The 19,619-nt window shown below is 71.4% G+C and carries 17 protein-coding genes; 12 read left to right on the forward strand and 5 right to left on the reverse strand.

Annotated elements, in window-relative coordinates:
* The first annotated feature begins 48 nt into the window (after window positions 1–48).
* The 3 genes from KGD87_RS20620 to KGD87_RS20630 all read left to right on the forward strand — a co-directional run bounded on the left by KGD87_RS20620 (window position 49) and on the right by KGD87_RS20630 (window position 4,853).
* On the forward strand, window positions 49–1,479 hold the full coding sequence (locus tag KGD87_RS20620) for a TPR end-of-group domain-containing protein (RefSeq protein ID WP_284662023.1): 1,431 nt from the start codon (window positions 49–51) through the stop codon (window positions 1,477–1,479).
* Window positions 1,480–1,560: 81 nt separating this feature from the next.
* A complete protein-coding gene (locus tag KGD87_RS20625; protein WP_284662024.1) occupies window positions 1,561–2,622 on the forward strand; it encodes an acyl-CoA desaturase in 1,062 nt (353 codons plus the stop codon).
* Window positions 2,623–2,819: 197 nt separating this feature from the next.
* Window positions 2,820–4,853, forward strand: a complete 2,034-nt coding sequence (locus KGD87_RS20630; protein WP_284662026.1) for a chloride channel protein — start codon at window positions 2,820–2,822, stop codon at window positions 4,851–4,853.
* 12 nt (window positions 4,854–4,865) lie between these two features.
* On the opposite strand, the gene KGD87_RS20635 is transcribed toward KGD87_RS20630, so the two are convergent.
* A complete protein-coding gene (locus KGD87_RS20635) occupies window positions 4,866–6,074 on the reverse strand; it encodes a glycosyltransferase family 4 protein (RefSeq protein WP_284668671.1) in 1,209 nt (402 codons plus the stop codon).
* 189 nt (window positions 6,075–6,263) lie between these two features.
* Here KGD87_RS20635 and KGD87_RS20640 point away from each other — a divergent pair, with 189 nt between their 5' ends.
* Window positions 6,264–6,785 (forward strand): GNAT family N-acetyltransferase, encoded by a 522-nt coding sequence (locus KGD87_RS20640; protein ID WP_284662027.1) that lies wholly within the window; start codon window positions 6,264–6,266, stop codon window positions 6,783–6,785.
* 2 nt (window positions 6,786–6,787) lie between these two features.
* Here KGD87_RS20640 and KGD87_RS20645 read toward each other — a convergent pair whose 3' ends face one another.
* Together KGD87_RS20645 and KGD87_RS20650 are read right to left on the reverse strand one after the other, a co-directional pair.
* Entirely contained in the window at window positions 6,788–7,318 is a 531-nt protein-coding gene (locus tag KGD87_RS20645) for a peroxiredoxin (RefSeq protein ID WP_284662029.1), read from the reverse strand.
* Between the two features lie 49 nt (window positions 7,319–7,367).
* Window positions 7,368–8,660: an amidohydrolase family protein gene (locus KGD87_RS20650; RefSeq protein ID WP_284662030.1), complete on the reverse strand. Its 1,293-nt coding sequence runs from the start codon at window positions 8,658–8,660 to the stop codon at window positions 7,368–7,370.
* A 179-nt stretch (window positions 8,661–8,839) separates the two neighbouring features.
* Here KGD87_RS20650 and KGD87_RS20655 point away from each other — a divergent pair, with 179 nt between their 5' ends.
* The 3 genes from KGD87_RS20655 (at window position 8,840) to KGD87_RS20665 (ending at window position 12,786) form a co-directional block, all read left to right on the forward strand.
* On the forward strand, window positions 8,840–10,942 hold the full coding sequence (locus KGD87_RS20655) for a protein kinase domain-containing protein (RefSeq protein ID WP_502887952.1): 2,103 nt from the start codon (window positions 8,840–8,842) through the stop codon (window positions 10,940–10,942).
* A 179-nt stretch (window positions 10,943–11,121) separates the two neighbouring features.
* Window positions 11,122–12,012, forward strand: a complete 891-nt coding sequence (locus tag KGD87_RS20660) for an extracellular catalytic domain type 1 short-chain-length polyhydroxyalkanoate depolymerase (RefSeq protein WP_284662032.1) — start codon at window positions 11,122–11,124, stop codon at window positions 12,010–12,012.
* 24 nt (window positions 12,013–12,036) lie between these two features.
* The gene (locus KGD87_RS20665) at window positions 12,037–12,786 is read left to right on the forward strand and encodes a carbohydrate deacetylase (RefSeq protein WP_284662033.1); all 750 of its coding nucleotides are present in this window, start codon (window positions 12,037–12,039) and stop codon (window positions 12,784–12,786) included.
* On the opposite strand, the gene KGD87_RS20670 is transcribed toward KGD87_RS20665, so the two are convergent.
* Window positions 12,770–14,668 (reverse strand): ATP-binding protein, encoded by a 1,899-nt coding sequence (locus tag KGD87_RS20670; RefSeq protein WP_284662034.1) that lies wholly within the window; start codon window positions 14,666–14,668, stop codon window positions 12,770–12,772. The genes KGD87_RS20665 and KGD87_RS20670 overlap by 17 nt on opposite strands.
* Window positions 14,669–14,829: 161 nt before the next feature.
* On the opposite strand from KGD87_RS20670, the gene queF reads away from it, so the two are divergent.
* Window positions 14,830–15,198 carry a preQ(1) synthase gene (gene queF, locus KGD87_RS20675; RefSeq protein ID WP_284662036.1) on the forward strand — a complete coding sequence of 123 codons (369 nt, stop codon included), beginning with the start codon at window positions 14,830–14,832 and terminating at the stop codon, window positions 15,196–15,198.
* 18 nt (window positions 15,199–15,216) lie between these two features.
* Here the strand turns inward: queF and KGD87_RS20680 are convergent, their stop codons facing one another.
* The gene (locus KGD87_RS20680; protein WP_502888042.1) at window positions 15,217–16,230 is read right to left on the reverse strand and encodes a serine/threonine-protein kinase; all 1,014 of its coding nucleotides are present in this window, start codon (window positions 16,228–16,230) and stop codon (window positions 15,217–15,219) included.
* 176 nt (window positions 16,231–16,406) lie between these two features.
* Here KGD87_RS20680 and KGD87_RS20685 point away from each other — a divergent pair, with 176 nt between their 5' ends.
* The 4 genes from KGD87_RS20685 (at window position 16,407) to KGD87_RS20700 (ending at window position 19,532) form a co-directional block, all read left to right on the forward strand.
* Window positions 16,407–16,610: a hypothetical protein gene (locus KGD87_RS20685; RefSeq protein WP_284662038.1), complete on the forward strand. Its 204-nt coding sequence runs from the start codon at window positions 16,407–16,409 to the stop codon at window positions 16,608–16,610.
* An 80-nt stretch (window positions 16,611–16,690) separates the two neighbouring features.
* Window positions 16,691–17,824, forward strand: coding sequence for a phospholipase D-like domain-containing protein (locus KGD87_RS20690; RefSeq protein WP_284662039.1), 1,134 nt, complete (start codon window positions 16,691–16,693; stop codon window positions 17,822–17,824).
* A 50-nt stretch (window positions 17,825–17,874) separates the two neighbouring features.
* Window positions 17,875–18,675 carry a hypothetical protein gene (locus tag KGD87_RS20695; protein ID WP_284662040.1) on the forward strand — a complete coding sequence of 267 codons (801 nt, stop codon included), beginning with the start codon at window positions 17,875–17,877 and terminating at the stop codon, window positions 18,673–18,675.
* Window positions 18,672–19,532: a type VI immunity family protein gene (locus KGD87_RS20700; protein WP_284662042.1), complete on the forward strand. Its 861-nt coding sequence runs from the start codon at window positions 18,672–18,674 to the stop codon at window positions 19,530–19,532. The genes KGD87_RS20695 and KGD87_RS20700 overlap by 4 nt, the downstream gene beginning before the upstream one ends.
* Window positions 19,533–19,619 lie beyond the last annotated feature (87 nt).

The raw sequence follows: 19,619 nt of genomic DNA on the forward strand, positions 1-19,619 counted from the left end.
TGCGCAAGTGCCTGCGCTCGGGGGTCCTAACGGTTAAGGTCCGTCCCCATGTTCCGCTTTCGGCTCGGGAGCATTCCCGTTGAAGTCCACCCCAGCCACCTGCTGGTGTCCGGCATGCTGGCCTGGAGCTCCGTCCCCGCGGCCCAGAACGGCTGGCCGTTCCGCCAGGTGGATGGGGCCCCCACCCTGGGCCACGCCAGCGCGATGGTCGTCTACATCCTGTCGTGGATGCTCATCGTCTTCGTGTCCGTGCTCATCCATGAGCTGGGGCACGCGCTGGCCAGCCGCCTGTTCGGCTACCGGCCGAGCATCGCGCTCGTCTGGATGGGTGGCCACACGCTCCCCACCGACGCGCCAGGGCCCCTGCCGTGGAAGCGGGACCTGCTCATCACCGCGGCCGGCCCCTTCTTCGGGCTGATGCTGGGGGTGACGAGCGGGGTGGGCTACGCCCTGCTCGAGGGCCGCTCGCCCGCGCTCGACTTCTTCCTGTTCACCTTCATGCTGGCCAACTTCTTCTGGGCGGTCCTCAACATGCTGCCCGTGCTCCCGTTGGACGGCGGGCGCATCACCACCACCCTGGCCACGCGGGTGTTCGGCCCCCGGCGCGGCTTCGTACTGGCGCAGGGCCTGGCCCTGCTGGTGTGCGTGGGCGCCGTGGTGTTCGGCCTGCGGTCGGGCTGGCTGCTGCTCACCCTCATCTTCGCCATGTACGGCATGCAGTCCTTCCGCGTGGTGGCGGAGGCGCTGCGCGGCGGACAGGCCCAGCGCGAGGCCACACTGGAAGGCCCCCTGGCGGAGACGCTGCGCGAGGCCCGGGCCGCGCTCGACGCGGGCCGCATGGACGAGGCGCGCCGGCTGGGCGCGTCCGTGCTGGAGGCCACCGAGGGCCTGACGCCGCCGCTGGCCAGCCATGCGCACCACCTGATGGGCTGGCTCGCCCTGAAGGAGGGCCAGGGTCGTCAGGCGCTGGACCACTTCTCGCAGGTGCAGGGCCTGCCCGTGGAGCCGCACGCGGTGGCGGCGTCCTTCTCCCTGGTGGGTGATGACGCCCGCGCGGTGGAGTGGTGGAAGCAGGCGTGGCAGGCCTCGTCGGACCGGACGGTGATGCACGAGTACGCCGGCACGCTCATCCGCATGGGCCGTGAGCCGGAGGCCCTGAAGCTGCCGGGCCTGGACCCGGAGGCGGCGTTCTCCTGCGCGGAGCGGGTGCTCTTCATCCGGGGGGCGTACTCGGAGGCCGCGGCCGTGGGCGAGGCGGCGCTGAAGCACGCGCCCAGCGCCACGCTGGCCTATGACGCGGCCTGCGCCCATGCCCGCGCGCGCAACGTGCCTGACGCGATGCGGCTCCTGCACCGCGCCACGGAGCTGGGCTTCACCGATGGGGCCTATGCCGCCTCGGACGAGGACCTGGCGCCGCTCCATGGGCACCCCGCATTCGAGGAGTGGTTGACGGAGCTGCGGCAATCCGCCGCCTCCTGACAGGGGGATGACAGGCGGGGGTGTTGATGCGGGGTGAGGCTGAGCAGGTTCCAGCTCGGCCACCCAGCGCACGAGGCTCCCTTGCAGACACCGTCTCCAGCCCTGTCCGCGGCGGAGGAGCGCCTGAACTGGCGCTCCTCCGTCCCCTTCTTCGCCGTCCACCTGATGTGCCTCTTCGTCTTCGCCGTCGGCGCGAAGCCGGTGGACGTGGCCGTGTGCGCCAGCCTCTACGTGGTGCGCATGTGGGGCATCACCGCGGGCTTCCACCGGTACTTCTCCCACCGGGCCTTCAAGACGGGGCGTGTCTTCCAGTTCATCATGGCCCTGGTGGGCAGCATGTCCGCGCAGAAGGGCGTGCTGTGGTGGGCGGCGCACCACCGCCACCACCACCGCTATTCGGACCAGGCGGAGGACATCCACTCGCCCCTGCAGAAGGGCTTCTGGTGGAGCCACGTGGGGTGGATTCTCTCCGACAAGTACAACGACACCCGCCTGGAGGGCATCAAGGACTTCGCCCGCTTCCCGGAGCTGGTGTGGCTCAACCGCTTCCACCTGGCGCCGCCCGTCCTGCTGGCCGTGGCCCTCTACGTCATCGGCGGCTTCTCCATGCTGGTGTGGGGCTTCTTCGTCAGCACCACCCTGCTGTGGCACGGCACCTTCACCATCAACTCGCTCAGCCACATCTTCGGCAAGCGCCGCTACAAGACGACGGACACCAGCCGGAACAACTGGCTGCTGGCGCTCGTCACCCTGGGCGAGGGGTGGCACAACAACCACCACTTCCATCAGAACACCGCCAACCAGGGCTGGTTCTGGTGGGAGGTGGACCTCAGCTACTACTCCCTGAGGGTGCTCTCCTGGTTCAAGGTGGTGGAGGGGCTGCGGCTCCCCTCCGAGGCCACGAAGTACGCGTTCCAGAAGTACACCGACGCGGAGCGCGCGGCGCTGGCGGCCCCCACCCGGTTCTGGGGCGCTTCGAGCGCGCGCGCCCAGTTCGTGGCCACCAAGGCCGCGGGGGATGCGGCCCGGGCCGCCAGTGACGCCGCGAAGGCCGCGGGCGACAAGGTGCGCGAGGCCCTGACGGCCGCCGCGGACCACCTGCCCACCTCCGCGCCGCCCTCCACCATGATGAAGCAGCGGTAGCCATTCGAAGCTGAAGCGAAACCACGACGCGCCTGTCATGGGCGCGACCCGACGGCTGGCCGCCCTGCGCACGTCCGCGTCACGAACCTTGAGCGGCGCCCATCCCACTGTTAGTGGGACCTGCAATGAGTGCAGGGGATGTACCCGCATCAAGCGCGGCGGCCCAGCGCGCAATCTGGACGCGGCTGCGCGCGGCGATGGGCCCCTTTGTCCACGCCGCGCTGAGAGCGTCCAACCGCTTGCGGCTGCCCGGCCCCTCCGTCCTACCGGTGGCGGGCGCGGTGGTCGGCCTGTACAGCGGGCTGGCGGCCGGCATCTTCTCCAACCTCATCGGGTTGGTGAGCGGGCTCACCTTCGGGGCGGCCTCGCTGAAGCACACGCTCCGCCAGGGCCAGTTCCAGTCGCTCATGGAGGCGTTCGCCGCGGCGCGCTGGCATCCGGAGTACGCCTTCATCGGCGTGCCCCTGGCATCCGGCGCGCTGCTGCTGGCGCGCATCATCGAGCCGGGCGGCCCCCGTGACGAGGTGAAGCGCCGGCTGCGCCTGCTGGCCCTGCTGACGCTGGGCGGGCTGTCGCTCTACTACCCGCTGGTGGCGCTGTCCGCGCTCAACAGCGTGTTCGGACACAGCCACAACCTGCCCGAGGCGCTGCCCCACCTGCCCTGGTGGATGATGCTGCTGGCGCCCACGCTGGGCGGCGTGGTGGTGGGCCGGCTGCTGCGGGACAGGCCCGAGACGCATGGCCACGGCGTCCCCGAGGTGGTGCGGGCGGTGAAGAGCGGCGCCAACGCCCTGCCGGCGGACCGGGGCCTGCTGAAGCTGGTGGCGTCCGCCATCACCATTGGCAGCGGCGGCTCGGCGGGGCGCGAGGGGCCCATCGTCTACGGCGGCGCGGCGTTCGCTTCCACCGTGGGCCGGGTGCTGGGCTTCAGCCGCAAGGAGCTGTCCATCCTGCTGGCGTGCGGCGCGGGCGCGGGCATCTCCGCGTCCTTCAACGCCCCCATCGCCGGCGCCGTGTTCGCGATGGAAATCATCCTTCGCGAGTTCGAGCTGCGCGTCTTCTCCCCCATCATCCTGGCCAGCGTGGCCGGCACCCTGGTGAGCCAGGGCGTCATGGGGGAGTCCGCCATGCTCCGGCAAATCCCCTACGAGCTGGTCAGCGGCGGCGAGGTGCTGGCCTACGCGGGCCTGGGCATCACCTGTGGGCTGTTGGCCTTCACCTTCGTCCAGCTGCTGCACGGCGTGGAGCACTTCTTCCACGGCCAGGGAAAAAGCCGGCTGTCCCCGTGGCTGGGCGGCAAGCCGCTCTCCCTGCGCGCGGGCCTGGGCGGCCTGTGCGCCGGCATCCTGGCCTTCGCCAGCCCCACCGTCTGGGGCAGCGGGCACGACTACATCAACCTGGCCGCGCTGGGCCGGCTGCCCTTCCTGTTCCTCATCACCGCGTGCCTGCTGAAGCTGGTGGCCACGGCCATCACCATCGGCTCGGGGGGCTCGGGCGGGACGTTCTTCCCGGCGGCGCTCATTGGCGCCATGGCGGGCGGCGCCTTCGGCACCCTGGTGCACTTCTTCTTCCCGGAGAGCACCGGCCCCAGCGGCGCGTATGCCCTGGTGGGCATGGGCGGCGCGGTGGCGGCGCTCACCCGCGGCCCGCTCACGGGCATGATGATGCTGTACGAGCTGAGCGGGAACCACGACATCATCCTGCCGCTGATGGTGACGTGCACCATCGCCTCCGCGCTCTGCCACTACCTCACCGAGCGGAAGACGCCGAAGGTCCAGAGCGACGCGGACCTGCTGGAGGCCACCCCGGTCCGCTCGCTGATGACCCACCTGACCCCCGTGCCCGCGGGCACGCCGCTGCGGGCGCTGACGGACCTGCTGCTCACCTCCGAGGCGGGCACCTTGCCCATCCTGGACACCGTGGGCCGCATCTACGGCACCGTGCAGGTGGAGCAGCTGCGCGAGGTGTGGCGCGACGAATCCGTGTACCCGCTGCTGGTGGCCAGCGACCTGGCGCGCAAGCTGCCCGCGCTGGCCCCTGACGCGAACCTGGCCCACGCCCTCCATGTCATGGACCACGAGGACGTGGACGCCCTGCCCGTCAGCGTCCCGGTGGGCAGCCCCACCTGCGGGCTGCTCACCCGCGCCGCGGTGCGCAGGTTCCTCTTCGCGCAGCATGCCCAGGCCCACGCGACGGGCGACTATCCCGTCAGCCCCACCGAGGCGAGCTGACGCCTCACCCGCTCAGTGCGTGGGGGTGCCCGCGGGAGTCAGCGCCTCCCGCGTGCCCATGAGGCTGGCGTAGACGGCGAGGTAGCGGCTGGCCATCCGCCGGGGCGTGTACGTCAGCGCCCAGGCCCGCGCGCGCAGGGCCAGCCGGGTGCGCAGCCCGGGGTCCTCGCGCAGCCGCTCCAGCGTCTCCACCAGGGCCTCCACGTCGTCCGGGGGCACGAAGCACGCGGCCCCATCTCCCCACACCTCGCGCAGCGCCGGAATGTCGCCCAGCACCAGCGCGCAGCCGGACAGGGCCGCCTCCAGCGCGGTGAGGCCAAAGGGCGCGTACCGGGCGGGCAGTACATAGATGGACGCGCGCGACATCCACTCCGCCAGGGCATGCGGCTCCAGGTGCCCCATCCACTGGAGGTGGCGCGGCTCCGCCTTCCGCTCGGAGGGATGGCGCGCGTCTCCCACGAGCCGCACCGGCCAGCCCAGGCGGGGCGCGGCGGCGTCCAGCACGGCGACGTTCTTCGCGGCGTCCCACGGACTGCCCACGCTGAGGATGAAGGGCTCCCGCTCCGAGCGAGGCGGCACCCGGTCCGCGCGCCGCGCGTGGGGGATGACCTCCGCGGCGGTCAGCGGGCCATAGTGCATGTGGAGGGACTCGAGCAGGTCCCGGCTCGGCGTCACCACCCGGCCCGCCGCGCGCAGGCCCGCGGTGACGGCCTCGCGATAGCGCGCATGGCGCGCGGGCGCGTCCTCGCCCTTCACCGCCCGCCACCACGACAGGCTGCACGCGTGCCCCACCACCAGGGGCGGGTGCAGCCACGGCAGCGTCCCGTGCACGTAGCCATTGAGGTGCACCACGTCCGGACGCACCCGGCGCTCCAGCGCCAGCAGCCAGTCGCCCGCCGAGCGCACGTCGTCCCACGGGTCCTCCATCCACTCCAGCCGGAAGCGCCCTTCCTCCACGGTGAGGTTGGGGAGGCCTCGCGCCTCCGCCCACTGCGCGCGGGTGAGCGGCGCCCCCATGGTCGCCAGCGTCACCTCCACCCCGTGCGGCGCGAGCGCCCGGGTCAGCTCCAGCGCGTACGTCCACACGTCGCCCACGGCGTCGGCCGTCATCAGCACCCGCCGCACCGTCCTGCTCGACGTGACGTCATTGCCCCGCGCATGCCCGCCACCGTGGGCTGGGACATGGGGCTCCTGGCCTTCCATTTCACTCGCCATGCGCATCCGCTGACTGTTCATGGTGTCCCCCGCCGAGCCCCGGACTCGTGGAGGGCAACGTAGGCCGAGCGCCTCCATGGGAGGATTGCCCCGCCGCGCCTCTTCCCTGCATGACACCTGATGGAGGGAGGGACGCGGAGACACCCTGGCCGACGGACGTCCAAAGGGTCATGCTGGGAACACGAGAGGCCCTCCATGGAGATTCTCCGAGCGACTCCGTCCGAGCACACGCTGCTTCGAAACCTCTACCCGCTCTACCTCCACGACTTGAGCGAGTTCGGCGTCGACTACGCCCTGGACGAGCAGGGTCGCTGGCGGCCGGACTTCCTGCCCACGTGGCTGGTCCCCACCCCCGAGGTCCACCCCCTGCTGCTGCGCTGGGAGGGCCGCGTCGTGGGCTTCGCCTTCGTGGGACAGACGCCCTTCCCCTACATGACGCCTGGACGCGACTTCCGGATGAGCGAGTTCTTCATCCTGCGAAATGAGCGGCGCCTCGGCCTGGGCCGGCTCGCGGCCAAGGCCGTGTTCGACCGCTTCCCAGGCATCTGGGAGCTGTCCCAGCTGCCGCGCAACCGCCCCGCCATCGCCTTCTGGCGCGGCGTCATCGACGAGTACACGGGGGGCGCCTTCGAGGACACCTTCATCGATGGCGCCCCCGCCCAGGTCTTCGACAGCCGGCGGCGCGTGGCGTCCGCGCAGGGACGGTCGCCGCGTTGACGCTACTTCGTGCCCGAATCCGGCGGCTTCGCGTCCGCGCCGGCCGGCTTGCGCAGCGGGCACGCGACAATCGCGCCGTGCGGGTTGATGGCGTCGCTGCCGGACTCGACCTTGAGAATCTTCAGGCCCTCGCCCACGACGAACGTGTACCGCTTCGGCGCCGACAGCAGCGGCATCTTCACGTCATAGGCGGAGACGACCTTGCCGTCCGGGTCGGGGATGAAGGGGAACGGCGCCTTCAGCTCGGCCTTGAAGCGCGTGAGCGTCTCCGCGTCATCCATGCTGATGGCCAGCACCTGCCCCTGCGCCTTCTCCACGTCCGCGTACCTGTCCCTGTACGCCTTGAGCTCGCGGGTGCAGCCTCCGGTGAAGGCCTTGGGGAAGAAGGCCAGGATGACGGGGCCCTTCTTCACCAGCTCCGACAACGTGTAGACGTTCCCCGCGGAGTCCTTCGCCGTGAAGTCCGGCGCCGTCTCTCCGGCCTGGGGAATGGCACCGCTGAAGAACCCCGCGACGAGCAATGGGACGAGCATGGGCGGGACTAGACAGGACATCCCGCCCCCGGAGCAAGCCAGCGGCGGGCTACTTCTTCGCCGCCTCCGCCATCCGCGCCCACACCGCCGACGCGGCCTCGCGGGCCTGCTCCGCCACCACGGTGGGGCTCACCGACAGCGGCCGGCGCGCCCACATGCGCCACACGCCATCCACCATCACCGCCTCCACGTGCCGGCTGCCCAGGCCGAACACCACGTGCCAGGCCAGGTTCTCCGCCGTCAGCGGCGTGGCCGGCAGGTAGTCCAGGATGAGCAGGTCCGCGAGCGAGCCCTCGCGCATGGGCCCCACCGGCACGTCGAAAACCTGCGACGCCAGGCGGTGCCCGTTGGCCAGGTAGCGCAGCACATCAATCGGCTGCCCCGCCTCGCGTGAGCGCAGGTACGCCGCCTGCGCCTCCGCGAACAGGTCCGCCGACACGCCATCCACGCCCAGCGTGGCCCGGGCCCCGAACTTCAGCGCCGGCGCGTAGCCCACCTCCAGCCCCTGGTTGGCGCGCGGCGTGTGCACCAGCCACGCGCCGGTGGCAATCACCTGCGCCAGGTCCGCCCAGTCCAGGTGGCCCACGTGCGCCAGCTGGCTCTTGGGCGACAGCAGGCCCGCGTCCAGCAACCGCGACACCGGCGAAGCCCCGTAGTTCTCGTTGGACAGGCGCTCATCGAGCGGGTCCTCCGCCAGCGGCAGGTGCAGGCCGCCATCGCCCAGCGCCTTCAGCGCCTCCGACAGGCCCGTCAGCGCGTCCGGCCCCAGCGTGAAGCACGGCGCCGCGCCCACCTGTCCCCGGAAGCGCCCCTTCGCCTTCTTCGCGAAGCTGACCGTCTCCTCCAGCCCCTCCTCGCGGCCGAGCGCCCCTTGCCGGTCCGACACCGCGTAGGCGAGCACGCCGCGCACGCCCACCTCATGGAGCCCGCGCGCCAGGCGCACCAGCGAGCCCGAAATCGCCTTGGGCGACGAGTGCAAATCGCACACGGTGGTGGTGCCGCACTGAAGCGCCTCCAGCCCTCCGGCACAGCCCGCCACCTGCACGGCGTCCAGGTCGAGCGCGTTCTCGTACGGCCAGGCCACCTGCTCGAGGATGTCCTGGTAGGTCTCCAGCGGCGGGCGGGGCATGCCACGGCCCAGCACCGCGTGCAGGCGGTGGTGCGCGCTCACCAGCCCCGGGAAGACGAGCTTGCCCGACAGCGCCACGACTTCGTCCTCCGCGCCAGGCGTCAGGTCCGGCCCGCGGGCGACGATTCGCTCTCCTTCGATGCGCAGGTCCACGCGCTCGACCAGCGCCGGCTCCAGTTCGACGACATAACCACCCTTGAGGACTGTGCCCAACCATCCCTCCGGCCGCAGCGCGTGCGTGTGTCTGGGCCACCTCCCGCCAGGCCCACGAGACAGGCAGGACGTTAACATCCCCGCTCCCTCGCGCGAGCGGGCAGGTAGCGGGCCCCCACCCGCCGTAATGGCCACAACACTGTGCGCGGAGGGGCGCCTACACATAGACTGCGCGCACTTTGGAGCTGGCGCAGAACCCCAATCAGGTGGGTCGCTACCGACTGTCCGCGCGCATCGCGACCGGCGGCATGGCGGAGGTGTACCTGGGCCGCCGCGTCGAGGACGACGGCAGCCGGGGGCCGGCGGTCGCGGTGAAGCGGTTGATGCCGCACCTCGCCTCGGACCGGCGCGTGGTGCAGATGTTCCTCAACGAGGCCCGCATCACCGCGCAGGTGCGACACCCCAACGTCGTCACCATCATCGAGCTGGGCATGGAGGGCACCGAGCCCTTCATCGCCATGGAGCTGCTGGAGGGGCGCTCGTTCGCCGAGCTGCGCCAGGAGGCCGCCGAGCACGGACACCGCGTGCCACTGGGCATCACCCTGCGCGTGCTGGTGGAGGCCTGCCGGGGCCTGGACGCGGCGCACCGCGCCGTGGATGAAGCGGGCCGGCCGCTGCGCATCGTCCACCGCGACTTCACGCCCGACAACATCCACGTGGGCGTGAATGGCGCGGTGAAGGTCATCGACTTCGGCATCGCCAAGGCGGACGCGCTGGGCTCGGGCACGGAGCCCGGCATCCTCAAGGGCAAGTTCTTCTACATGTCGCCGGAGATGATCGCCGGCAAGCCGGTGGACCACCGCGCCGACCTGTTCGCCGCGGGCGTCATGCTCTACGAGCAGCTCTGTGGCCGCCGGCCCTTCACCGGCCTGTCCGCCGACGAGGTGCTGGGCCGCATCGCGGAGGGACGCCCCAGGCCGCCCACCGCCTTCGACCCGTCCGTGCCCACCGCGCTGGAGCTGGTGTGCCTCACCGCCCTGGCCCGCGAGCCCGCCGCGCGCTTCGACAGCCTGGAGGCCTTCATCGCCGCCATCGAAGCGATTGGTGGCGCCGCGGAGATGGCCACGCCCGAGCAGCTGGCCGCCTACGTGGATTCAGTCTTCCCACCGGACCGCGACCCCAAGCGGCTGGCCCTGCGGCGCGCGCGGCTCGCGGACCCGTCTCACGGCAGTACGCCGACGCCCTACACCCGGCCCATCCTGGGCGGGGTCGACGCGCCCACCGCGTGGCCCCAGGTCTCCCGGACCACGAACCCCGACGCGGCGACGGTGGCGGGCGCCACGCGGAAGGCCCTCGCGGGCACGGCGGCATCCACCGCCCAGGATGAACACGCCACGAGCAGGCGACGCTCGCGATTGGTTCCACTCCTCGCGGGCGTGCTCGCGGTGGGCGCGGTGGGCGCGGGCGCGGCGTGGTTCCTCACGCGCCCCGCCGCGCCTCCCGCCGCGCGCCTGGCCCGGGCGGAGGCCGCCACCACGGCGGATACGAAGGTGGCGGCCCTGAAGGGACTGGCGTCCGATGACCGGGCGAGCGCGGAGGAGCTGAGCCGGGCCGGCGCGCTGCTGCTGGAAGCCGGCGCGCACGAGGAGGCGCTGGCCCTGGCGGAGGGCTTCGTGGCGCGCTTTCCCAAGGACCTCGAGGGGCACCTCATCGCCGCACGCGCCGCCACGGAGCTGCGACTGGGCAAGCGGGCCGAGCGCGCCCTCGAGGATGCCGCCGCGCTGGCCCCCAAGGACCTCCGCCCACCGCTGGCGCTGGCCGAGCTGCGCGAGCGCCAGGGGGACATCCCGGGCGCGCTGGCCGCGCTGGCCACGGTCCATGCCCGGAAGCCCGGCGCCTCCGACGTGACGCCGCGCTACGGCCTGCTGCTCTCGCAGAGCGGCCGGCTGGATGAGGCCGCCAGCGTGCTCTCCGCCTGGACGCGCTCCCACGATGACGCCGCGAGCCTCGCCGAGCTGGGCTTCGTGCGCTTCCGGCAGCAACGCGTGGACGAGGCCGCCGCCCTGCTCAAGCGCGCGCTTCGAAAGGCCCCCAAGCTCGCCGTGGCGCACTACTACCTGGGGGCCGTGCTCTTCCGGCAAGGCGACACCGCGGGCGCCGAGCGGGCCTACGTCGAAGCGGACCGGCTCGCCCCAGAGGACCCGCGGGCGCTGGCCTCCCGCTGCCAGCTCCACGCCCACACCGGCGACACCGCGGGTGTCACCGAGGTGAAGCGCGCCTTGTCCGAGCGCTTTCCGACGCGCGCGGAGGCCCTGGCCGCGGAGTGCGTCGCGGTGAAATGACGCCAACACTTCGTGCGTCACGGCCCGGGCCCATTAACTTCGGGGTCATGCGCTTTCGCGGAACTCGCCTCGCCCTGGGGGTCCTGCTCGCCGGTGTCACGGCGTGCTCGTCCTCGGATACTTCCCGTCGGCCCACCGAGGATGCCGGCAGCGCCCCTCCCACCGGAGAGGAGCCCACGGTGCCGGAGCGCACGGCCTGCACCGGCCTCACGGAGGGGCCTGGCACCTACGACTGGACGGTGGAGCACGACGGGCGCACCCGCCACTACCGCGTCCACGTTCCCCCCGGCTACGACGCCACCCGGCCCACCGCCGCCGTGGTGGCCTTCCACGGCTTCGGCTCCAACGAGGTGGAGATGGAGGGGCTGATGCGCCTGTCCACGCTGGCCGACACGGAGGGCTTCCTCGCCGTGTATCCCCGGGGCCTCAGCGCCTCGGAAATCAACAACAATGGGAGCGACGGCACCAGCCGGGGGTGGAACGCGGGCGCGTGCTGCGGCCCGGCGTGGACGGCCAAGGTGGATGACGTGGGCTTCGTGGACACGCTGCTGGCGGACCTGGACACGCGCGTGTGCGTGGACACGCGCCGGACCTTCGCCACCGGCTTCTCCAACGGTGGCTTCTTCTCGTACCAACTGGCCTGCCAGCGCGCGAGCCGCTTCGCCGCCGTCGCCCCCGTGGCGGGCATGGAGGGCGCCACGCCCTGCGACCCGTCACGCCCCGTGCCGGTGCTGCACCTGCACGGCACCGCCGACCCGGTCATCCGCTACCAGGGCGGCAGCAACCTGGGCCCCTTCGGCGGCACCTACCCGTCCGCCGAAGCCTCCGTGCGCCGCTGGGCCGAGCGCAACGGCTGCATGGGCCCCACCGTGGAGACGTACCAGCAGGGCGACAGCACCTGCACCGCCGCCACCGGGTGCAGCCCGGAGTCCGCCACCGCGTCGCTGTGCACGGTGCAGGGCGGCCAGCACACCTGGCCCGGCTTCACGGACTTCAACCACGGCGGCACGCCCCACCTGGACGCCACGCGGGAAGCCTGGAAGTTCTTCCAGACCCGCCCCCGGCCCTGAGCCCACCGCGAGGAGAGCCCCGCCATGCAGTCACGCGCCCTCATCATCAACGCCGACGACCTGGGCTACGACCCGGCCGTCACGCGCGGCATCCTCCGGTCCATGCGCGAGGGCGTCGTCTCGTCGGCCACCTTCATGGTGAACACGCCCTTCTCGGAGGCCGCCGCGCGCGAGGCCCGGGGGCTCGCCATCGGCCTGCACCTCAACCTCGCCCGGGGCACGCCCGTGTGGAGCGGCTTCCCGCGCGAATGGCTCGGAGAGGACGGCGGCTTCGTGGAGGCCCGCGCGGGGGCGCTGCCTGCGGACGTGGTGGAGGCGGAGGCCTTCGCCCAGCTCGCGCGGCTCGCGGGCCTGCTGGGCCAGCCGGCCACGCATGTGGACGTGCACAAGCACCTGCACCAACACGCGGGCGTCCTGGAGGGCCTGGCCCGGGCGGCGCGAAGCGTGGGCGTCCCGGTGCGCTCCATCCATGCGGAGATGCGGCGCACGCTGCGGGCCCGGGGCGTCGCCACCAACGCGCACTTCGTGGGCGACGCGGGCGCGGAGGCGTACTGGACGCTGGAGCGCTTCGCGTCGGAGCTCACCGCCCTGCCCAACGACGGCGTCATCGAGCTGATGTGCCACCCGGGCTACCGGCCGGAGACGCTGAAGAGCGGCTACGCGGCGCAGCGAGAGGTCGAGCTGGAGACCTTCCTCCACCCCCAGGCCCGCGAAGTGCTGGCCCGGGAGGGAATCGTCCCGGTGGACTTCCGAGTCCTCACGTCCGGGAGCTGAGCAAATCCAGTGGCGCCTCGGCCGAGGGCAGCCGCTCCACGCTGAGCGCGCTGCGCACCCGGGTCACCAGGTCCTCGGGCCGGTAGGGGCGTATACACAGCGACGTGCCCTCATGGGCCCACCAGGGCCGCTCGTCGCCGGCCAGCAGGATGGGCACCGGCCGCGCGCGCGGCAGCGTGGCGAAGGTCTCCAGGAAGACGCCTGTCGTTCCCTGCGTGGCGCTGGTGGACAGGACGATGAGGTCCACCGGCAGGTGCGTGGCCCGCCGCAGCGCCTCGGCCCCGTCGCGCGCGGTGAGCACCTCGAAGCCCTCGGAGAGCAGCACCTGCTCCGCCGCGGCCTCCTGGGCCTGGTCCTCGTCCAGCAGCAACAGCCGGTGGGGCAGCCGCTTCACGTCGTGCGCCGCCATGCGCGGCAGGCTCAGCGAGAAGGTGCTGCCCTGCCCCTCCGCGCTGCGCATCGACAGCGCGCCGCCGTGAAGCCGGGCGATGGAGTGGCTGATGAAGAGGCCCAGCCCCAGCCCGCCGAAGTTGCGGTGCGACACGTTCCGCGCCCGGTAGAAGCGCTGGAACACCTGCGACTGGTCCGCGCCCGGAATGCCGATGCCGTGGTCCTGGACGTGGATGCGCGCCTCGCCCTGGGAGCGCTCCACCGTCACGACGATGGGCTCCTCCGACGCGCTGTACTTGTGCGCGTTCTCCAGCAGGTTCACCAGCACCTGCTCCAGCCTGTCCCGGTCCCCGCGCACCCAGACGCGCTCGCGGGGCACCTCCACGGCGAAGGGCCGCTCGAAGGCCGCGCGGAAGTGGTCCACCACCTCCGCCACCAACTGCCCCACCTCCAGCGGCGCCAGGTCCAACGCCAGCCTCCCCGCGTCCAGGCGCGACGCGTCCAGCAGGTCCTCCACCAGCCCCACCAGCCGGTCCACCTGCCGCTTGGACTTGAGCACCGTGGACAGCTCCACCGGCTGGCCCGACGACAGGCGCCGCTCCATGGTGAAGAGGCCCAGCTTCAGCGGCGTGAGCGGCGTCTTCAGCTCGTGGCTGGCGATGGAGATGAACTCCTCGCGCACCTGGAGCGCCGCCTTGGCCTCGCGCAGCAGGCGCGCGTTCTCCACCGCCACCGCGAGCTGGTTCGCCGCGGCGCTCCACAAGTCCAGCTCCCGCACGGAGAAGGACGTGCCCGGCTCCTTGTAGAGCAGCAGCAGGCCCACCGTCCGGCGCGGCGCGCACAGCGGCACCGCGGCGAAGATGGAGCCCATGGAGTCCCCATAGCCCCGCTGGATGCCCAGCTGCGCCTGACGCAGCGCCAGCGCTTGCCGGAACGGGTCCGACTGGGAGTCGAAGACCGCCTCGGGGGACTCCGAGCCGGCCAGGTCCGACACCGCCACCCGGCGCAGGCTCCCGCCCTCCTCTTCGCAGAGATAGACTTCGGCGCGGCGCACGTGCGCGCAGCGGACCAGGGCCACCACGGCGGCGGCGCAGACGCTGTCCACCTCCAGCGTCTCGCCCACGGAGCGGGCAATCTCCTGCACCGCCTGGGAGAAGGCCCCCTCGTCGTCCACCCCCGAGGGCTCCACCACCAGCCAGGCGCCCGCCGCCTCGCCCGCCGAGGCGGGCTTCACCTGCACCCGGACCTGACGCAGCGCCCGGGTGATGACGTGGCCGGTATGGGATGCACCGTCCCGGATGGCGCGCTCCAGGGAGTCCAGGCTCCGGGTGCGCTCCAGGGCGTCCCGCAGGTCGCCCCCGGCGCGCAGCGCCACGCCCGTCTTGTGCGCGAAGCCTTCCTCGCACCACTGAACGCGCAGGTCCGGACCGACGCGAACCAGCGCCAGCGGCAGGCACGAGAATGCATCTTCGACGTCGGAGGGAAGCGGCATGTGCTCGGACGGGGCAAGAGACGCCCGTTGATTATGAGCCCGCGCCCACCCGGCAACCGGAGCCCCCCCAGGATTCCCCTCCGCTGAACGCCAGGCGCGTTGGCAGGCGGACATCGAAGGGAGGGATGACACGCGGCGTTGGTGTGGTAGACGACAGCGCCATGCCCTCGCAGCCGTCCAAGGAACTGCAGACCTTCCCCAACCCGGCCGCCGATCGCGACTACGAAATCGCGTTCGACGTCCCGGAGTTCACCTGTCTGTGCCCGCTCACCGGTCAGCCTGACTTCGCACGGTTCAAGATTACCTACGTGCCGGACCAGACCTGCATCGAGCTCAAGAGCCTCAAGCTCTACATGTGGGCGTACCGCAATGAGGGGGCCTTCCACGAGAAGGTCACCAACACCATCGCGGACGACATCATCCAGGCCATCCAGCCGCGCAAGCTCACCGTGGTGGGCGACTTCTTCGTGCGCGGCGGCATCGGCACCATCGTCACCGTCACGCACGACAAGTCCAAGCAGCAGGCCTGAGCCACCACCCGCCGGGCCTCAGCGGGTGAGCTGCTCCACCAGCGGCGCCCACTGGGCCTGGGTGAAGTAGAGCCCGGTGCCCGCCGCCGTCGTCAGCGCGATGGCGGCGGCCAGGGCCCACTTCAGCTTCCCGCCCTGGCGGGAGCGCCCCGTGTCGAAACCCTCCACCGCGGCGTCCAGCTCGTGCGGCCGCATGAGCTGCTGGGCCTCCGTCTCCGTCAGCTTCTGCCGGTGGCGCAGGAAGGCCACCAGCAGGGCCGCGTGGGACACCTGCACCTCCTGCGCGAGGAAGACGTCCAGCTCGCGGCGCATGGCGGCGGCGTCCGGGAAACGGTCCTCCGGCTTCACCTCCATGGCGCGCTGGATGATGCGCACCAGCGGCGCCGGGACGTTGGGCGCCACCTTGGAGAGCGGCGTGTACTTGCCGTCGCGAATCCTCGCGAAGACCTCGCCCGCCGTCTTGCCGTGGAAGGGGCGCGCGCCGGAGAGGGCCTCATAGAGCAGCACGCCGAGCGAGAAGATGTCGGTGCGGCCATCCACCGGCACCCCCGTCACCTGCTCCGGGGACATGTACGACGGCGTCCCCACCGCCATGCCCTGCTGGGTGAGCGCCTCCATACCCACGTCCTTGGCGATGCCGAAGTCCATCAGCTTCACCTCACCGGACTTGGTGAGCATGACGTTGGCGGGCTTGAGGTCGCGGTGGATGATGTGGCGGAAATGCGCGTGGTCCAGCGCGCTGGCGATGCGCGCGGCGATGACGCCGGTGACGTCCGCCGGCAGCGGGCCTTCCTTGATGAGCGTGTGGAGCGTGGGGCCGTCCACCAGCTCCATCACCATGAAGAGGCTCTCCGCCTTCTCCACCATGTCGTAGAGCGTCACGATGTTCTGGTGGCGGAAGGCCGCGAGCGCGAGCGCCTCGCGCCGGAAGCGCGACAACGTCTCCCGGTCACGCTGGCCGTCCGGGAGCAGTTCCTTGATGGCGACCTCGCGCTGCAGCATCTCGTGCAGGCCCCGGTACACCAGGGCCATGCCACCACGTCCCAGCTCTCCGAGTACGCGGTAGGCTCCAATCTTCCGATGACGAACGGGCTTCGCGGCAGGGGGCACGGCGCGCAGGCTACCGAAGCGGACGCACAGCGTCGATGGGGGGATGTGGCCGCGCGCCGCCGGGCCGGGTCCGAGCACGTATGTCCTGGCCCCGCCCGATGAAAGCCCGTCTCCTCCTCCCCGTTCTCGCGCTCTTCACCTTGAGTGGCTGCTTCCACCATCACCACTACGACTCGCGTCCGCCCAAGTCGAAGAAGTCCAAGCGGAACAGCAAGCACTGCCACCCGAGCCAGTACTGGGACGGCACCGAGTGCAAACACAAGGGCAAGGGCAAGGGCGCGCGCAAACACGACGGGCGATGACGGCACGCGGCAGGACGGCCCCCATGTCACGGTGAGGCTGTCCCGTCGAGACGCTGGGAGCGGTAGGGTGGAGGGCGCGCATGCGTGCCGAAGCCTCACCGCCGACGTTGACCGCTCCTGGCGTCCGCCTTCCCATTGACGAGGTCCGCGAGGAGCGCCTCACCCTGCTCGACGGCGGGGCAGAGGCGTACCCGCGGATGCTGGAGGCCATTGCCTCCGCGCAGGTGATGGTGCACCTGGAGGTCTACACCTTCGAGCGGGAAGGCATTGGCGCGCGGTTCCTCGACGCGCTGGTGGCGGCGGCGCACCGGGGTGTCGCGGTGAAGGTGGTGGTGGACGGTTGGGGCAGCATCGGCGCCAGCCGGTACCTCACACAGACGCTGAAGGCCGCGGGGGCGAAGGTGCGCGTGTACAACCCGCTCACCTCGCTGTGCACCGGCCGCGCGTGGCGCAACCACCGGAAGATTCTCCTCGTCGATGACTCCGTGGCGTTCCTGGGAGGCATCAACATCGGGGACGCATACGCGGCGAAGGGCGACGTGCTCGGCTGGGCGGACCTGGCGCTGGAGCTGCGTGGGGACATCTGCCGGCAATTGGGGGCCAGGCTGCACGCGGGGGCCTCCGCGCTGGAGTCGGGCGCGGTGAAGTTGTTCCTGTCCGGCGTCGCGGGAGGACACCGGCTGCGCAAGCGGTACCTCCAGGCGATTGACGGCGCGAAGCACGAGGTGGTGCTGGCGCACGCGTACTTCCTGCCGGACAAGGGCCTCATCCGGTCGCTCAAGCGCGCCTCGCGGCGGGGCGTGACGGTGCGACTGTTGCTGCCCGGGCGCAGCGACGTGGTGTTCGCGCGCGCGGCGACCATGCGGCTGTACCGCGACTTCCTGCGCGCCGGGGTGAGCATCCACGAGTGGACCGACTCCACGCTGCACGCGAAGGCGGCGCTGGTGGACGGGAGGAAGCTGCTGGTGGGCAGCTTCAATCTGGATCCGCTGTCGCTCGTGAACCTGGAGACGCTGGTGGAGGTGGAGGACCCCGGCGTGGCGGCGCAAGCGCAGCGGTGGCTCGACAAGCACCTGCTCGGCTCGCGGCGGGTGTACCTGGAGGACTGCGCGCGCTCCGGACTCCAGCAGTGGCTGCTGGACATCGTGGGGCTGACCGTCGCCCGCATCGCGGAGCGCTTCGCCAGCTTCATGGGCTGGCGGCGGAAGCGGTAGCGTGTCTCCTCGTGTGTGCGCGGCCCTCATGGCCACGCACGGGAGGGGACATGCCGCGACGTCCGTGGATGGCGCTGGTGCTCAGTGGACTGGTCGCCGGCTGCGCGGCGCGCCCGGAGCGCTACGGCTTCGATTCAGCGACCAGCGCGTGCCGGCGGAACCCGGCGGCGTGCGCGCGAATGGCGGGCGAGGAGGCCGTCCTGCCGGGCACCCGGGCCATGCGCGTGGCTGCCTCCATTGGCACCGCGGGCGACGCGGCGCTGCGGGTGCTGCGCGCCGAGGAGCGGGATGCCATTGAGGAGGCGCTGGAAGCCTGCGCGGACGATGCGCGTTCGACCGTGCTCATCGCTTTGCGCAACGGCAGGAACCCGACTCCGGAAGAATGCCGTGCGGAGGTCGCGGTGGATGCCCAGGGTCGCCCCATCACGCTGGCGATGAAGCTCGGCACGGAGATGCACAAGGTCGCGCTTCCGTGCGCCCACGAATGGCTGAACCAGTTCCGTCCAGGGGGCTTTCGCCTCGAACCCCGCTACCGCTACAACCCGGACTCAGGCAGATGGGAACCCATGCGGAACGAGGACGTGCGCACGCTGCTGAGACAGGGCCGGGGCAGTGAGCTCAAGGGGTCACTTGCCCCGGACGTCGTCATCCATACGGGGTCGGAGATGCAGGTCCTGGCCATCTATGACTTCAAGTTCCCCTGTGTCACGCCCACGCGTCCCTCAAGCTGGCCCCGGTACCCCAAAGGACATCCCCACGAGGGCCAACAGCAGGACGCGATGTACCAACGGGCACTGAAGCCCAAGCAGGCGCCCCTCCAAATCACACCGCGCCTGGGAGTCCTGCCATGAGCGCGCCCACGGGGCTCCATGCGAGCTTCTATCTGCCCCACGCCCATACCTCCGTGACGACCGCGGTACTGCATTCGCTGGACGTCTATCAACGTGCCGTGGGCCCATACGTCCTGACGTCGTACGCGGACGAGGAGGGCGAGTGGCAGCCCCTGGATTCACAGGGATGGGAGAAGGTCCATCAAGGCATGACGGATGCGCCATGGGCCAACGTCCATCTCTCCGGTGGCTCCCTGGAGGCGCCCTTCCGATTCGACTATCTGGGGCGAGAACGCGTCGACTCGTCCTTCGTGAACGGCCTCGGCGAAGTCAGCGCCGTGTCGTTCTGGTTCTCTACCAAGTACCTGGAACAGCACGGCCCCCAGCAGGTCAGAGACCTCTTGTTGGCCATTGCCGAGCCTCTCCCCTTTGCCTCAGGCAACGCGGGTCTGGCATTCAGCGGCTCACTCGACGTGGCGGCCATCCTCCGCCAAGTGCGTCGCGATTGCCTTCGATGCCCGGGGCTGGATGTCCTCCGGCCCGGCATGACCTCCCTTCGCATCGGCACGCGTGTCCGGGGGCCCTCCTGGCTCACCTTCCTGGGAGCGCCCGTGCTGAACCAACTTGGGGGCGCCGCCTCACTCCGCTCGCGGCTCCACGCGCCCCGCACCACCGTTCAGCCGATGGAAGGGGAACGCGCCGTGGTCACCCTGGGCCCTGGACCCGACGCAGGCGAAGACGAGCGCGGCGAGCAACCGTCCGGTTATCGGGAATTGGCGCGCATTCTGGAGCCCTGGACGATGTGGGGAGAGGGCGAGTCCATCCTGGGGCTCGACCCCGAAGCTGCACGCCGCTGGGAGCGCCGCTTCCTTGACTGAGCGACTGATACAGGGCTGTCACGCGCTGAAGCGAGGGGCCGGCCTTCCGGTGAGGTTCCCGCTGCGATTACCGCCAGGGCCCCGTAC

This window comes from Myxococcus sp. SDU36 (assembly GCF_030168875.1).
Lineage (GTDB): Bacteria > Myxococcota > Myxococcia > Myxococcales > Myxococcaceae > Myxococcus > Myxococcus vastator.